This is a genomic window from Mesobacillus sp. QJM3NY_10, assembly GCF_056173465.1.
In genome coordinates this window covers 3,476,597-3,491,213 of record NZ_CM149675.1, presented here as the reverse complement: position 1 = coordinate 3,491,213, position 14,617 = coordinate 3,476,597, and the positions used below count along the sequence as shown (strand labels likewise).

Sequence of the window (14,617 nt, the reverse complement as noted above, 5' to 3'; positions counted from 1 at the left end):
TGATTTTTGCGGACAAAGTTAAAATTTTGTCAGGAAATCTGCCTATGAACATTCAACTAATTTTGTTATAGATTGCCTGTTCTTTTATTGCATTTTTTGTTAAGAAAGGGAGATACAAATATGTTTGGGATTGGAACAAGAGACCTAGGAATCGACCTTGGTACTGCTAATACACTTGTTTATGTAAAAGGAAAAGGAATTGTTTTAAGAGAGCCGTCCGTTGTGGCGCTTCAGACGGATACAAAAAATATCGTTGCTGTCGGTAATGATGCGAAAAATATGATCGGGCGTACACCAGGTAATGTGGTAGCATTAAGGCCAATGAAGGATGGCGTCATTGCTGATTATGAGACAACAGCGTCAATGATGAAATACTATATCAAACAGGCAACGAAGAATAAAGGCTGGTTTGCCGGTAAGCCGTATGTAATGGTATGTGTTCCTTCTGGAATAACAGCTGTAGAGGAACGTGCGGTTATTGACGCAACTCGCCAGGCAGGCGCAAGAGATGCCTTTACGATTGAGGAACCGTTTGCAGCAGCAATCGGAGCAAACCTTCCTGTATGGGAGCCAACTGGCAGCATGGTTGTCGACATTGGCGGCGGTACGACAGAAGTCGCGATCATTTCTCTTGGTGGAATCGTGACATCTCAATCTGTCCGCATTGCTGGTGATGAAATGGATGGCGCAATCATCAATTATATCCGTAAAACTTACAACCTAATGATCGGTGAGAGAACAGCTGAAGCGATTAAAATGGAAGTTGGTTCAGCAGGAGACGCCGATGGGATTGAAAATATGGAAATCCGCGGTCGTGACTTGTTGACAGGATTGCCTAAGACAATTGAAATTACGGCTGAAGAAATTGCTAAAGCGCTGCGTGACACAGTATACGCTATTGTTGATGCTGTTAAGCTGACGCTTGAAAAAACGCCGCCAGAACTTGCTTCAGATATCATGGACCGTGGAATTGTCCTTACAGGCGGAGGTGCGTTGCTTCGTAATTTGGACAAGGTCATCAGTGAAGAAACAAAGATGCCGGTCTTGATTGCCGAAGACCCGCTTGACTGTGTTGCAATTGGTACAGGCAAGGCATTGGATCATATCGATTTATTCAAGAACAAAGCAAAAGAATCCAGGTAAGAACAAAAGCGCAAGCGCCTCGTTCAGCCCCGACAAGCGCTGGAGGGCCGACCGGTGAAGTCGTTCTTTGACTTCGTTGGGCGGCTCGAAGCGACTCGAGGGGCTAGGCGCTGGAGCTGGATTAAGAAAACCACATGCAGTTATCCACACCTAAATAATTTTATAATTTTCTTAACAAATAGGAAGAAGGGAAGCGGGGGAAATCCACTTCCCTCCTCTTCTGTAATCCATTTTTTTAGATTAGAGGTGTAAATCATGCCACAGTTCTTCTTTAATAAACGCCTGATAATGCTGCTTGTGAGCATTATAGTCCTCGTGGCATTGATTGGATTTTCTTTAAGGGAAAGAGAAGAATTGACATGGCCCGAGCAGTTTGTCAAAGACTCTACAAGCTGGGTGCAATCCGTTGTCTCAAGGCCTGCGAATTATATTGCCGGTTTAATCGAAAACCTTCAAGACTTGCAAAATACATATCAGGAAAACAAAGAGTTGAAGAAACGCGTTGATGATATGGCCCGCCTTGAAGCGAAAGTATACTCCCTTGAAAAAGAAAACGAGGAGCTTCAGGAAATTTTAGATAAGAAAGAATCGCTAGCAGACTATGAACCAATCCAGGCAGTCAGGATTGCAAGAAGTCCTGAACGCTGGAATGAATTGATCATCATCAATAAAGGTGCTTCTAACGGCGTTGAAAAAAACATGGCCGTTATCACTGCAAAAGGGTTAATCGGCAAGGTTAAGAGCACAACACCATTTTCGGCAACCGTGCAGCTGATCAGTTCCATTGACCCAACAAACAGAATTTCTGCAATTCTCCAGGCAGAAAAGCCGCTTTACGGCACAATCGAAGGGTATGACAAGAAGAAAGAGCTTCTTTTGTTAAAAGGTCTGCCGTATGATGCGGAAATTGAAAAAGGACAGAATGTCGTCACGACTGGTATGGGTGGAATCTTCCCGAAGGACCTTCCCATCGGCAAGGTTGTCAAAGTTGTCCCGGATCAATTTGGCCTGAATCAAACGGCATATATTAAGCCAGAAGCCAATCTTTATGATTTGGAACATGTCATGGTTGTCAAGAAATCAATGGTCTCAGTGGACCTTGAAGAAAGCTTGGAAGATAGTGAAGGTGAGGAGGAAGGCAATTGATCCGTTTCCTGCTCCCGGCACTTTTCGCTTTGTTATTCATCCTGGAAAGTTTGTTTGTCGAACTTCTGCCTGCAGAATTATTCAACAGTGACCGGATTCTTGTTCCGCATTTCCTCATGGCAGGAATTTTATTTTTGACGGCTTACCTGAGCCCAAAACATGGAATTCTATTTGGCATTATCTTTGGACTGCTTTTTGATGTCATCTACACAGAAATCATCGGGATTTATCTATTCATGTTCCCGTTCATCGCCTATTTGTTCGCAAATATGATGAGGATCCTTCAGACCAATATTTTGATCGTTTCAATCCTATCTCTTCTTGGCATCGCGCTTTTGGAGGTAGGAGTCTACGAGTTGATGTTGTTGATAAAAATTACTGACTTGGACTTTTCGACCTATGTTAAAATAAGACTAGTCCCGACTCTGATTTTGAATCTTGCTTTTATCATCTTGGCTGCCTATCCATTAAAAAAACAGTTCGAGAATGCTGCAGACAGACTTAGAAACGATTAATAATCATTGTCTGTTTTGTTTTGAAGGGCACCTCGAAAAAACAGATATTATTTTTTGATTCCAATGAAGCAGCGAAGTATGGGAATTATTGATCACGCCTATTCAAATAAAGGAATCTGAGGGAAGCTTGTCGAATTCCTTTTAGGTGAAATAAAACAGACTTTACAGCCCCCCGTTCCTGCTCCTCTGGTCATGGGACTTCTAAAGAAGACCTTTCGAGGAGGTAGGCTGCACCCAGGGATTAGGCCTGGTCGCTTTGCAACAAGGGGAGTTTATTCGGGGGACTTGACAGGCTGTGGAATTGCTTCCTCACAGGACGTTTCATGCCTGTCGAGGCTGACCAAGGCGCTAGCGCTTTTCTTATGAGGTGAACATCCAGTATGAAGAAATCACAAAATGTGACAATAAAAGGAACAAAGGATGGACTTACGCTCCATTTGGACGATACTTGCTCCTATGATGAATTGAAGAAGGAACTCGATCGGAAGCTTTCGAATTCAACTCGTGTTCAGGAGGAGCAGCAGCTGCTTTCGGTTAAGGTGAAGGTAGGAAATAGGTACCTTACGAAGGCGCAAGAGGAAGAGCTGAAAGACCTGATCCGTCAGAAGAGAAACTTAATCGTTGAGGACCTTGAGACGAATGTGATCACCAGGCAGGAAGCTGAGCGGCTTCGTCAGGAAACAGAAATCGTACCCGTTGCCAAAGTGATCCGTTCAGGCCAGGTTCTTGAGATAACAGGGGATTTGCTGCTCATTGGAGATGTCAACCCTGGAGGAACGGTGAAGGCAACAGGGAATATTTTTATCATGGGTGCCTTGAAAGGGGTTGCACATGCTGGTACGGAAGGGAATAACGAAGCGGTCATTGCTGCTTCTGTCATGAAGCCCTCACAGCTCAGGATCAGTGATTGCATCAACCGGGCTCCAGACCATGTCCCTGAAGACGACAACCGGGTGATGGAATGTGCTTACATATCTGACAGTCAACAGATTGTTGTTGATAGATTGCAAGTTTTAATGAAGAAAAGACCTAGTTTAACTAGATTTGAAGGAGGCCTCTAAAGTGGGAGAAGCGATAGTAATTACATCCGGAAAAGGCGGAGTTGGCAAAACGACAACTTCTGCTAATATTGGTACAGCTTTGGCCCTTCAAGGCAAAAGAGTCTGTTTGGTCGATACAGATATCGGCTTGCGTAACCTGGACGTTGTCATGGGGCTTGAAAATCGCATCATATATGATCTTGTCGATGTAATCGAAGGAAGATGCAAGATCCATCAGGCACTTGTAAAAGATAAGCGCTTCGATGACCACCTTTATTTGCTCCCAGCTGCCCAGACAAGCGATAAAACTGCGGTCCAGCCTGAACAAATGAGAAAATTGGTGAATGAACTAAAGCAGGATTATGATTATATCGTCATCGATTGCCCGGCTGGAATCGAGCAGGGCTATAAAAACGCCGTTGCCGGTGCTGACAAGGCGATTGTCGTGACAACACCAGAAGTATCCGCGGTCAGGGATGCTGACAGGATTATCGGCTTGCTTGAAAAAGAAGAAAATGTTGAGTCACCAAAACTTGTCATCAACAGGATCCGAAGCCATATGATGAAAAATGGCGACATGCTTGATGTGGACGAAATCACGACACATCTTTCCATCGACTTAATCGGGATTGTTGCCGATGATGATGAAGTCATCAAAGCATCAAACCACGGTGAGCCAATCGCACTGAATCCAAATAGCAAAGCATCAATTGCATACAGGAACATTGCCAGGAGGATTCTCGGTGAGTCCGTTCCATTGCAGCAATTAGACAACGATCATAAAGGCGTATTTTCAAAGATTAAGAAGTTCTTCGGAGTTCGCTGATTACAAGGCATCTGCTTCTCGTTTATACGAGGACAGATGCCTTTTCTATTTAATCCTCACTTTCTAATAAGTGAAATTGTCATACTCTTGTTGGACAGGTCATAGACTTGTACTAACTTAGAGTACAAGGGGAATGGTGGGGATTGGATGAACTCGAGAGCTGATGATATACGCAGAAGGATGATGAAAAGGAAAAGAGAGCGGGAAAGAATGGAGAAAATGAGCCATAACCGCTTTTTCTCGACGGAGGAAGAACGGCATGGTTTTGACAGGATTCCATCTTATGACACGGGTCCAGGTGAAGGCGGACATCCTCTATTCAAGAAGGAAGTGTTTCTCTTCAAGGTACTTGCTTCCGCTTGCCTTGTTTTGATTGTGGCAATTATTTTTCGGAGTCCATCTGAAAAAGCAGAAACAATCCAGCAATATGTGAAGCAAACGATGGACCAGGAATTCCAGTTTGCTGCCGTTTCAGACTGGTATGAAGACCAATTTGGCAAACCGCTGGCCTTGCTTCCTGCCAAAAAAAGTGGTGATGAAGAAAACAAACAGGATTTAACTCCAGACAACCAGTATGCACTCCCTGCTTCCGGAAAGATCCTTGAAGATTTTGGCGACAATGGCCAGAGAATTCAGATTGAAACTGGCAAAGGTGCCGGTGTGGAAGCCATGGATGAAGGGCTTGTCCACTTTGTCGGCATGAAAGAGGGGTTCGGTAAAACGGTTATTGTGCAGCATGCGGACAAGAGTGAAACATGGTACGGAAACCTCGATAATATCGATGTGAGCCTCTATGAGTATATTTCTAAAGGAGCGAAGGTAGGTACGGCAATGGATAGTACGGATGGAATTAAAGGTTCATTTTATTTTGCCATTAAAAAAGGGGATGACTTCGTAGATCCCGTCCAGGTGATCAAGTTTGAATAAAGCCATTGCGTTATTGCGAAAAATACACATCCATCCTTTATTGTGGGTGATCATCGCCCTTGCTGTTGCGACCGCGCATTTTATAGAGCTGATGATGGTGCTGCTGATTATTTTTGTTCATGAAATGGGACATGGTGCTGCAGCTTCTTTTTTTTCGTGGAGAATCAAGAAAATCGCCATGCTTCCTTTTGGCGGGGTAGCTGAAATGGATGAGCACGGGAACAGGCCGTTAAAAGAAGAGCTGATTGTTGTTCTAGCAGGACCCCTGCAGCATGTTTGGATGATGGCACTGTCCTATATCCTGTTTATTACAGGGGTTTTTCCGGAAAAGTGGCATCTGCTGTTCATGCAATATAATATGATGATCCTCCTGTTCAATCTTATCCCGATATGGCCTTTGGATGGAGGCAAGCTGGTGTTCATTTTGTTATCAATGAACAAATCATTTCAGGAAGCGCACTTGCGGACGATATATGTTTCAGCCGGAACATTGATAATATTTTCGGCGGTCATTATCATCATCGCCCCGTTAACATTGAATGTCTGGGTCATCATCGGTTTCCTGGCGTTTTCACTTTACTATGAATGGAAGCAGCGTCGGTTTATCTTTATGCGCTTTTTGATGGAAAGGCATTATGGGAAACAGGTTGATCTGCGAGAGCTCAAGCCGATCAATGCAGCTGAGAATGAAATGGTCGGCCAGGTCCTTGAAAAGTTCCAGCGTGGCTGCAAGCATCCAATCATCGTCAAGCAGCAGAACGGCATGGAAATGGTTATGGATGAGAATGAATTGCTCCATGCTTTTTTCAGTGAGAAGTTATTATCGGCGAAAATAGGAGATTTGCTTTACACCTTCTAAAATAGGATAATAAAAGCAGCGCAGACACTCTTTTGCGCTGCACTTTTTTGCGGTTAAGGAGAAATAATGAACCAGTTAATTATCAATGCAAATTCGAGAGAGAATCGCTTTGCTTTGGTCAAAAATGGCGAAGTCGAAAAAATATATATTGAACAGCCAGGTCAGCAATCATTGGTCGGGAATATTTATCTTGGCATCGTTGAAAAAGTGATACCAGGGATGAACGCAGCATTCATCAATTTCGGCGAAGAATTAAGCGGTTTTCTCCAAAAGGATAAGCTGGCATCCTACGTACAGTCAGATGACGAAAATAAAGCAAATCGTTCGATCTCTTCATATGTCCATCAAGGTGAAAAGCTGCTAGTCCAGGTTGAAAAAGATGCAGCCGGGACAAAAGGGGCTAGGCTGACGGGAATTATTGAATTACAGGGCGAGAACCTTGTCTATATGCCCCAGGGGAAGTACATAGCAGTATCTAAAAAGGCAGAATCAACTGACACCAGGAATAAATGGAGAGAGTTCGCCAGCCAGGTCAAAACGCCCGAGGAAGGCCTCATTTTCAGAACCGAAAGCCTGAACCAGACCGAGGAAGCAATCATGCGTGAGCTTGAGCAGCAGCGCGTTCAATACGATCAATTGAAAAAGACAATGTCGGCAATGAAGAAGCCTGGAATCGTTCACAGCCGCGATTATTTTTTTGAGCAGGCTGTGGCAGCCCTTCTTTCTTTAACAAATGGAGAAGTGATTACGGATTGCCTCGATTTTAAGAAAAGAATGGAGCACCATATCACAGAAGGTATAGAAATAGAGTTTTATAATGGGAAAGATCATATCTTTTCATTTTATAAAATCGAACAGGAAATCGATCGGCTGCTTAAAAGGATCGTTTGGCTGGAAAAAGGATCCTATATGGTCATCGACCAGGGAGAGGCACTTACGATGATTGATGTGAATACAGGCAAGTTTTCCGGCAAAACCGATTTGCGTGACACTGTCATGAAAACGAACGTGAATGCGGCAGTCGAAGCGGCAAGGCAAATCAGGCTCAGGGATCTTGCCGGCATCATTCTGATCGATTTTATTGATATGAAGACTGATTCGGAACGGAACAAGGTGCTGAAACTCATTCAAAAAGAGCTGCACAAGGATGAGCGCAGGACACGGATCATCGGCTTTACAGAACTTGGCATACTCCAGTTGACAAGAAAAAAGACGAAGCAGTCGCTGGCCGAGACTCTGACTGAAAAATGCTGGACATGCGGAGGTACAGGACAGGTTCTGAGCACGGAATCCGTCGCATACACACTAGAGCGCGCGATGTGGGAGTACAAAAACTCCGATTATGAAGAAATTCATGTAGCCGCGACGAAGGAGGTCATACACACTTTTTCCGGGGAAGCTGATATCCATAAATTGAGGCTTGAAAAAGCACTCGGCTTTAAGATAAAATTCTCGGTGTCAGACGCGGCGAAACCTTTTTATGAAATCCTTAAGGTTGGTGCTTCGACAGAATTCGGTTGAACCAAAGCTGGCCATTAAAAGAACACCGATTATTATGTTGACACTTTCGCTAAACATATGGTAATATTTTAATGTTATTGTTTGTAGCACCCGTGCTACAACCGCACGCATCAGGTATTTAAGATTTGCTTTTCGCAAACGCCTGCTGATGGCGAGTCTGAGTCTAATGAGGAGGTGCACTGGTATGTACGCAATTATCGAAACTGGCGGCAAGCAAGTAAAGGTAGAAGAAGGACAAGCAATCTACATTGAAAAGCTAAACGCTGCTGAAGGCGAAACTGTAACTTTTGACAAGGTTCTTTTTGTTGGTGGCGAAAACGTTAAAGTTGGAAGCCCTGTAGTTGAAGGCGCAACTGTAACAGCTAAAGTTGAAAAGAACGGCCGTCAAAAGAAAATCATCGTTTTCAAGTACAAAGCGAAAAAGAACAATCGTAAGAAGCAAGGTCATCGTCAGCCTTACACTAAAGTTGTTATCGACAAGATCAACGCTTAATTAGGGCGGATTACCATGATTCGTGCAACGATTAATCGTACAAAATCCGGAAGCATCCAATCGTTTACGATTAGCGGCCACGCTGGATTCGCTGCCCATGGCAGTGACATTGTCTGTGCAGGTGTTTCTACCATCTCAATCGGGACAGTCAATTCCATCATCGGATTGACAGGAGTCACCCCAGACATTGAACAAGGTGCCGATGGCTTTCTCCGCTGTGAAATCCCCGACAATTTGCCGGAGAAAACACAGGAGAAAATCCAACTACTCCTTGAAAGCATGATCATTACATTGCAATCGATGGAAAAAGAGTACGGAAAGCATATAAAATTAACCTTCAAACAGTAGGAGGTGGAACAAAATGTTAAGATTAGATCTTCAATTCTTCGCTTCTAAGAAGGGTGTAGGTTCAACTAAGAACGGACGTGACTCAATCTCTAAGCGCCTTGGCGCTAAGCGTGCAGATGGTCAATTCGTATCTGGTGGTTCTATCCTTTATCGTCAGCGCGGAACTAAAATCTACCCAGGTGTAAACGTGGGTAAAGGTGGAGATGACACTCTATTCGCTAAGGTTGACGGCGTCGTTAAATTCGAACGTCTTGGCCGTGACCGCAAGCAAGTAAGTGTTTATCCTGCAGCTCAAGAAGCGTAAGCCAAAGAGAAGCCCTAACCACTGCGGTTAGGGTTTTCTTGTATTTTATATGGCTTTTGCGCATATGGACACGAATAAAAGAAATCCAACTAACTTAAATACATAATTAGCTTACGCAGAATGGCTTTTTTGTTATACTTACACCAAGCAGTCTTATGAGTAGGAGTATGTGTATGAAAAAAGAGTGGGATACAATCGAGGTTTTGCGCCATGCACGCCATGATTGGATGAATCAGCTTCAACTAATAAAAGGGAATTTATCATTGAATAAAGTGGACCGGGCTAAAGAGATCATTGAAGAAATTATCATGGAAGCCAGGCAGGATGCAAAGCTATCTAATTTACATCTTCCTCAGTTTGCCTCTACATTGTTAACCTGCAATTGGGAGAATCATCATTTCCAATTGGAATATGAAGTAATGGACTCCCAGAACTTCCACAGATTAGATGACCAGTTGTTGACTCACTGGACAGAGCAGCTATTTGATGCATTGAATTCTTCGATTGAACCATATCAGGAAAATCATCTCTCCGTCACAATTGAACCGCAAGAGAAAGGAATCGGGTTCTTTTTTGATTTTAGCGGAATAATAAATGATAAAAATCGCTTGAAAAGTTTCCTTGACCAGCAGCCGGGTTACAATATGAAAGTAATGTCGGATGGCGTAGTCGATGGGGAATTGACGATAGAAGTTTTCTTGGAATCACTCTAGGGAAACATAGAAGCGATAACAAATTTCAGACAGGTGGTAATGACATAATGTTTGTCGATCAGGTTAAGATTTATGTAAAAGGCGGGGACGGCGGCGATGGAATGGTCGCGTTCCGACGTGAAAAATATGTTCCGAAGGGCGGCCCTGCTGGCGGCGACGGCGGTAACGGTGCAAATGTAGTCTTCCAGGTAGAAGAGGGACTGCGCACGCTGATGGATTTCAGATACCAGCGCCACTTCAAGGCACCGCGCGGCGAGCACGGAATGTCTAAAAACCAGCATGGTAAGAATTCGAAGGATATGATCGTAAAGGTTCCACCAGGGACAATTGTATCCGATGCCGAGACTGGCGCGATCATTGCTGACCTGGTAGAGCATGGCCAGAAGGCTGTTATCGCTAAGGGCGGTCGCGGCGGACGGGGTAACTCGCGTTTCGCAACACCGGCTAACCCTGCACCAGAGCTTTCCGAAAAAGGCGAACCAGGGCAAGAAAAAGAAATCATCATGGAATTGAAACTCCTTGCGGATGTAGGGCTAGTAGGCTTCCCAAGCGTAGGGAAATCGACATTATTGTCTGTTGTTTCAGCAGCTAGACCGAAAATTGCGGAATACCACTTTACGACGATTGCTCCGAATCTCGGCATGGTCGAAACAGAAGATAGCAGAAGCTTCGTGCTTGCAGACTTGCCAGGACTAATTGAAGGAGCACATTCAGGAGTGGGCCTTGGGCATCAATTCCTGCGCCATATCGAACGTACCCGGGTAATCATCCATGTAATCGACATGGCCGCAACAGAAGACCGCGATCCTTATGAGGATTATCTGACAATCAATAATGAATTGAAAGAATATAACTTGAGGCTGACAGAGAGACCACAAGTAATTGTAGCCAATAAAATGGACATGCCAGATGCGGAAGAAAATCTGAAAGTGTTCAAGGAAAAGCTAGGGGACGAACACCCTGTTTTCCCTATCTCAGCTGTTACGAGAGAAGGTCTGCGTGAATTATTGTTCGCGGTAGCTGACCTGATTGAAAAGACTCCGGAGTTCCCTCTCATTGAAGAAGAGGAATTAGAAAAAGATGAAAACCGCGTTATGTACAAGCATGAAAAAGCAGAACAGGAATTCCAGATTACCCGTGAATCGGATGGAACATTTGTCATTTCGGGTGACAGTATTGAAAGGCTGTTCAAGATGACTGATTTCTCAAGGGATGAATCTGTCCAAAGGTTCGCCCGCCAGATGCGCGGCATGGGCATTGATGATGCACTTCGTGAAAGAGGCGCGAAAGATGGAGATACAGTCAAACTGCTTGAATATGAATTTGAATTCGTGGAATAGGCTTAAATGATTTTAGAAGGTCGATTAGCCAGCACAGGTTAATCGGCTTTCCTCTTTAAAAATGGTTGTTTTCCGAAATGGTTATTTTTAAAGCAAAAATAAAAATGGCTTGCATTCTGATGGGGTGGTGGAGATGAAGCAAAATCAAGATAGGAAGTTTTATCTTGTTCGTGAAGATGTCCTGCCTGAGGCGATGAAGAAAACGCTTGAGGCAAAGGAAATGATCGAACGTGGTAAAGCAGAGTCGGTCTGGGATGCTGTTCAAAGGGTTGACCTGAGCCGGAGTGCATTTTACAAATACCGTGATACGGTCTTTCCGTTCCATACAGTTGTCAAGGAACGGATTATTACGCTGTTTTTCCAGCTTGAAGATCGGTCTGGTACGCTTTCTGAACTGCTGAGTACGGTTGCTGCTACTGGCTGCAATGTTCTGACCATCCATCAGACGATTCCTCTGCAAAGCAGGGCGAATGTAACGCTGAGCTTGAATGTCACCGAAATGAGAGTCGAAATGGATGAGATGCTCGCAAGGCTGAAAAGACTGGAATTTGTAGAAAAAGTTGAAGTACTGGGTTCAGGAGCTTAAAGAGAGTGCTTTGCTGCAGGGGGAGATGGGCTTGATTATTGGTTATCTAGGACCGGAAGCAACATTTACGGACTATGCTGCCCGGCAATTGTTTAAAGAGGCTAAGAGGATTCCGTTTGTGAGTATACCAGAATGCATGGATGCTGCTTCAGGAGGAGAAATTGATGCAGCAATCGTACCGCTGGAAAACTCCATCGAGGGTTCAGTTAATGTCACGATCGATTATTTAGTCCATGAAACGGACCTTCAGATTGTTGGTGAAGCGGTGGTGCCAATCATGCAGCATCTGCTGGTTCATCGGGATAATATCGAAAAGTGGAGGGAAGCTGAATTGATTTGCAGCCATCCACACGCACTAGCACAGTGCCATAAATTTTTACATAAAGAATTCAAAGGAAAACCTCTTGAACATATGTCATCTACAGCCGCAGCGGCTAAGTATGTACAAAACCATCCGGAACGAAACATCGCGGCAATCGCGAATAGCCTTGCTGCAGAGGAATATGGATTAGTCACTGTTGAGCAAAATGTCCATGATTATAGCTATAACCATACCGTATTTGCTGTGCTGGCGAAGGAAGATCATGACATTTACATGGCTCCAACTGAAGAGTCCAAGACAAGTTTGATGATTACACTGCCTTCGGATCGAGCAGGAGCACTGCACCAGGTCTTATCTGCTTTCTCATGGCGGAAGCTCAATCTGTCTAAAATTGAATCACGCCCAATGAAAACAGGTTTGGGAAAATACTTTTTCATTATCGATATTAATTTGAAAATGGATGATGTATTAATTCCAGGAGCCATTGCTGAACTAGAGGCATTAGGCTGCACAGTTAAACTGCTTGGAAGCTATTCGAGCCATAAGATATAAAAAAATCCATCAATTGATGGATTTTTTTATATCACTATTCTAGATCAATTAATAACTTTTCTTTTCTTAGCGTTTCTTCCGCTTCATCCAGCGCTTTTTCAGTCGGAGCCGAGATCGTGTGCAAATGGATTCCGTCTGTTAACTCTGATAAATAGGAAGCATTGGTTGCCCTGATTTTTTCCATGAACTGTTTTACTTCGTTTCGATTTGAGACCATGATGGAAGCTGTTAAATCTCCATATACGGGATGCTCAATTTTCACGTCCTTAACAGTTACTCCGTGATCGACAAGAAGCAGGAGTTCTTCTTCTGTCCTTTCAGGGCCGTGGGAGACGGCAATGGTCCTTTCTGCTGCTGAAGGACGGGATGCATGCATATATAGATATCCTTGGCTGGTAGCAATGATTGGTTCGTTTTTGGCTTTAAGCAGGGTAATATCGCCAACAATGACCTGCCTGCTTACATTCGTTATCGCCGAAAGTTCGCCTCCGGTGATGGGCTCACTGCTTTCCTGCAGCCGTTTCAGGATATAGGCCCGGCGTTCATCTCCGAGAATCTTCGTAGGTTCCTTCATAATCCGATCTCTCCTTCGACTTCTTCATTCGAGAATTTTACCATAAAAACAGCTTGAAGTTAAACGACCGACACCTGTGAGGTGATTGCTGCAAGGATTTTCCCAAGATTGACTGCATCTTCCTGCTGAGTTTCCCTCCCGAAGGATATTCTGAAAAATTCCTTGGCCTGTTTCCCTTCGATCCCCATTGCGGTCATGGTCTTCGCAGGTGATAGCATGCCTGTATGGCAAGCAGTTCCGGTGGAAATCGCAAAGCCCTTACGGTTGCATTCAAGCAGGACATATTGTCCCTCAAGTCCTTTTATCCCCATTCCGACAATACCTGGAAGCTGTTCATCGCCCTCTGCACCAAAAATCTCAATTGAATCCCTGACACCTGAAAGGGATTCGCTAAGAGCCTCTCTCAATTTATTAACTCTTTTCGTTTCTGTATCCATGAGGGAATGTGCTTTTTGCGCTGCTGCGGTCATTGCAGCGATTCCCGGGACATTGACCGTGCCAGGCCTGAAGCCTTTTTCATGTACAGTACCATCAATGTAAGGCTTCCAGGCAAGCTTCGGATTTACATAAGCCACTCCAGTTCCTTTAGGTCCGTAAAACTTATGGCCTGAAATTGAAAGGGCATCTACCCAGCCGGCCAGTGGGGCAACTGGAATTTTTCCAAAGGTCTGTACACAGTCCGTGTGAATCAGTATTTCTTCAGATCGGCAATATTCAGCCACATTGATGATCGGCTGGATTGTTCCAACTTCAGGGTTGCCATGCTGAATCGAAACGAGCACAGTTTCGGGTCGGACAGCTTCGATGAAACTCGCAAGCTCAATTTTGCCATTTGAGTTCAATGGGAGGTATGTGATCGCCCATCCTTCTCTTTCAAGCTTTTTCATCAAATTATAGACGGAGGAATGTTCAGCCGCCCCGGTAATAATATGATTGCCGTTTTTTCTTTTGGCAGAGAGGAGCGCCATAATCCCAAGATAATTCGCTTCAGAGCCTCCACTTGTAAAATAAACCCCCGCCTTTTCAACACCAAGCAAGCGCGCGAATTCCTGTCGGCAGCTCTCCAATAGATTAGCAGAAGCACTGCCTGCTTCATGAAGGCTCTGACTATTCCCATAGTACTTTGTCGATGCCTGTATAAAAATATCTGCCGCGTCCTGGTCAAGCGGACAAGTTGCCGCGTAATCGAAATATTTCATGGGTTCGCTCCTATTCAATATTTATAGCTTGCTTGTGCCCGAAAATTTGATTGTTCTTGGTTTACGGTCACATGAAGTTCCAACATGTGCCCGAAAACTGTCTTTCAAACGGATCACGGTCACAAGAGGAAGCAACTTGTGACCCAAATCGGTCTTTCCATCGGATCACGGTCACAAGAAAAAGTAACTTGTGCCCGAAAACTGTCTTT

The 14,617-nt window shown here is 44.3% G+C and carries 17 protein-coding genes and 1 other annotated feature; of the genes, 15 read left to right on the top strand and 2 right to left on the bottom strand.

Annotated elements, in window-relative coordinates:
• Positions 1 to 120 precede the first annotated feature (120 nt).
• The 15 genes from AC0VX7_RS17650 (at position 121) to pheA (ending at position 12,635) form a co-directional block, all read left to right on the top strand.
• Complete coding sequence (locus AC0VX7_RS17650; RefSeq protein WP_041964021.1) at positions 121 to 1,143, top strand: rod shape-determining protein; 1,023 nt, start codon at positions 121 to 123, stop codon at positions 1,141 to 1,143.
• A gap of 255 nt (positions 1,144 to 1,398) precedes the next feature.
• Positions 1,399 to 2,289, top strand: a complete 891-nt coding sequence (gene mreC / locus AC0VX7_RS17645) for a rod shape-determining protein MreC (protein ID WP_041964020.1) — start codon at positions 1,399 to 1,401, stop codon at positions 2,287 to 2,289.
• Positions 2,286 to 2,804, top strand: coding sequence for a rod shape-determining protein MreD (mreD, locus tag AC0VX7_RS17640; protein WP_475425231.1), 519 nt, complete (start codon positions 2,286 to 2,288; stop codon positions 2,802 to 2,804). The genes mreC and mreD overlap by 4 nt, the downstream gene beginning before the upstream one ends.
• Before the next feature lie 380 nt (positions 2,805 to 3,184).
• Positions 3,185 to 3,865 carry a septum site-determining protein MinC gene (minC, locus tag AC0VX7_RS17635; RefSeq protein WP_215034994.1) on the top strand — a complete coding sequence of 227 codons (681 nt, stop codon included), beginning with the start codon at positions 3,185 to 3,187 and terminating at the stop codon, positions 3,863 to 3,865.
• Between the two features lies 1 nt (position 3,866).
• Positions 3,867 to 4,670 (top strand): septum site-determining protein MinD, encoded by an 804-nt coding sequence (gene minD / locus AC0VX7_RS17630; RefSeq protein WP_475425230.1) that lies wholly within the window; start codon positions 3,867 to 3,869, stop codon positions 4,668 to 4,670.
• A 147-nt stretch (positions 4,671 to 4,817) separates the two neighbouring features.
• Complete coding sequence (locus AC0VX7_RS17625; RefSeq protein WP_475425229.1) at positions 4,818 to 5,597, top strand: peptidoglycan DD-metalloendopeptidase family protein; 780 nt, start codon at positions 4,818 to 4,820, stop codon at positions 5,595 to 5,597.
• Entirely contained in the window at positions 5,590 to 6,456 is an 867-nt protein-coding gene (locus tag AC0VX7_RS17620; protein WP_475425228.1) for a M50 family metallopeptidase, read from the top strand. Before AC0VX7_RS17625 ends, AC0VX7_RS17620 begins: the two co-directional genes overlap by 8 nt.
• Positions 6,457 to 6,522: 66 nt before the next feature.
• Positions 6,523 to 7,977 (top strand): Rne/Rng family ribonuclease, encoded by a 1,455-nt coding sequence (locus tag AC0VX7_RS17615; protein WP_475425227.1) that lies wholly within the window; start codon positions 6,523 to 6,525, stop codon positions 7,975 to 7,977.
• Positions 7,978 to 8,066: 89 nt separating this feature from the next.
• Positions 8,067 to 8,146 (top strand) — a sequence feature (ribosomal protein L21 leader region).
• A gap of 15 nt (positions 8,147 to 8,161) precedes the next feature.
• Entirely contained in the window at positions 8,162 to 8,470 is a 309-nt protein-coding gene (gene rplU, locus AC0VX7_RS17610; protein WP_475425226.1) for a 50S ribosomal protein L21, read from the top strand.
• Positions 8,471 to 8,485: 15 nt separating this feature from the next.
• The gene (locus AC0VX7_RS17605; protein WP_475425225.1) at positions 8,486 to 8,818 is read left to right on the top strand and encodes a ribosomal-processing cysteine protease Prp; all 333 of its coding nucleotides are present in this window, start codon (positions 8,486 to 8,488) and stop codon (positions 8,816 to 8,818) included.
• A 13-nt stretch (positions 8,819 to 8,831) separates the two neighbouring features.
• Positions 8,832 to 9,122 carry a 50S ribosomal protein L27 gene (gene rpmA / locus AC0VX7_RS17600; protein WP_041964011.1) on the top strand — a complete coding sequence of 97 codons (291 nt, stop codon included), beginning with the start codon at positions 8,832 to 8,834 and terminating at the stop codon, positions 9,120 to 9,122.
• Positions 9,123 to 9,295: 173 nt separating this feature from the next.
• Entirely contained in the window at positions 9,296 to 9,835 is a 540-nt protein-coding gene (locus tag AC0VX7_RS17595; protein ID WP_475425224.1) for a Spo0B C-terminal domain-containing protein, read from the top strand.
• Between the two features lie 47 nt (positions 9,836 to 9,882).
• A complete protein-coding gene (gene obgE / locus AC0VX7_RS17590; protein ID WP_475425223.1) occupies positions 9,883 to 11,175 on the top strand; it encodes a GTPase ObgE in 1,293 nt (430 codons plus the stop codon).
• Positions 11,176 to 11,308: 133 nt separating this feature from the next.
• The gene (locus AC0VX7_RS17585) at positions 11,309 to 11,761 is read left to right on the top strand and encodes an ACT domain-containing protein (RefSeq protein WP_023627152.1); all 453 of its coding nucleotides are present in this window, start codon (positions 11,309 to 11,311) and stop codon (positions 11,759 to 11,761) included.
• 31 nt (positions 11,762 to 11,792) lie between these two features.
• Positions 11,793 to 12,635 (top strand): prephenate dehydratase, encoded by an 843-nt coding sequence (pheA, locus tag AC0VX7_RS17580; protein WP_475425222.1) that lies wholly within the window; start codon positions 11,793 to 11,795, stop codon positions 12,633 to 12,635.
• Positions 12,636 to 12,669: 34 nt separating this feature from the next.
• Here the strand turns inward: pheA and AC0VX7_RS17575 are convergent, their stop codons facing one another.
• Positions 12,670 to 13,209, bottom strand: coding sequence for a 3H domain-containing protein (locus AC0VX7_RS17575; protein WP_475425221.1), 540 nt, complete (start codon positions 13,207 to 13,209; stop codon positions 12,670 to 12,672).
• A 59-nt stretch (positions 13,210 to 13,268) separates the two neighbouring features.
• Positions 13,269 to 14,408, bottom strand: a complete 1,140-nt coding sequence (locus AC0VX7_RS17570; RefSeq protein WP_475425220.1) for an IscS subfamily cysteine desulfurase — start codon at positions 14,406 to 14,408, stop codon at positions 13,269 to 13,271.
• Between the last annotated feature and the right edge of the window lie 209 nt (positions 14,409 to 14,617).

Excerpts from the sequence above, each read along its gene's own strand:
- obgE (WP_475425223.1), top strand. The coding sequence starts at position 9,883 with ATGTTTGTCGATCAGGTTAAGATTTATGTAAAAGGCGGGGACGGCGGC.
- AC0VX7_RS17575 (WP_475425221.1), bottom strand. The coding sequence starts at position 13,209 with ATGAAGGAACCTACGAAGATTCTCGGAGATGAACGCCGGGCCTATATC.
- minC (WP_215034994.1), top strand. The coding sequence starts at position 3,185 with ATGAAGAAATCACAAAATGTGACAATAAAAGGAACAAAGGATGGACTT.
- AC0VX7_RS17650 (WP_041964021.1), top strand. The coding sequence starts at position 121 with ATGTTTGGGATTGGAACAAGAGACCTAGGAATCGACCTTGGTACTGCT.
- AC0VX7_RS17615 (WP_475425227.1), top strand. The coding sequence starts at position 6,523 with ATGAACCAGTTAATTATCAATGCAAATTCGAGAGAGAATCGCTTTGCT.
- AC0VX7_RS17595 (WP_475425224.1), top strand. The coding sequence starts at position 9,296 with ATGAAAAAAGAGTGGGATACAATCGAGGTTTTGCGCCATGCACGCCAT.
- AC0VX7_RS17605 (WP_475425225.1), top strand. The coding sequence starts at position 8,486 with ATGATTCGTGCAACGATTAATCGTACAAAATCCGGAAGCATCCAATCG.
- AC0VX7_RS17570 (WP_475425220.1), bottom strand. The coding sequence starts at position 14,408 with ATGAAATATTTCGATTACGCGGCAACTTGTCCGCTTGACCAGGACGCG.
- AC0VX7_RS17585 (WP_023627152.1), top strand. The coding sequence starts at position 11,309 with ATGAAGCAAAATCAAGATAGGAAGTTTTATCTTGTTCGTGAAGATGTC.
- AC0VX7_RS17625 (WP_475425229.1), top strand. The coding sequence starts at position 4,818 with ATGAACTCGAGAGCTGATGATATACGCAGAAGGATGATGAAAAGGAAA.
- rpmA (WP_041964011.1), top strand. The coding sequence starts at position 8,832 with ATGTTAAGATTAGATCTTCAATTCTTCGCTTCTAAGAAGGGTGTAGGT.
- mreC (WP_041964020.1), top strand. The coding sequence starts at position 1,399 with ATGCCACAGTTCTTCTTTAATAAACGCCTGATAATGCTGCTTGTGAGC.
- rplU (WP_475425226.1), top strand. The coding sequence starts at position 8,162 with ATGTACGCAATTATCGAAACTGGCGGCAAGCAAGTAAAGGTAGAAGAA.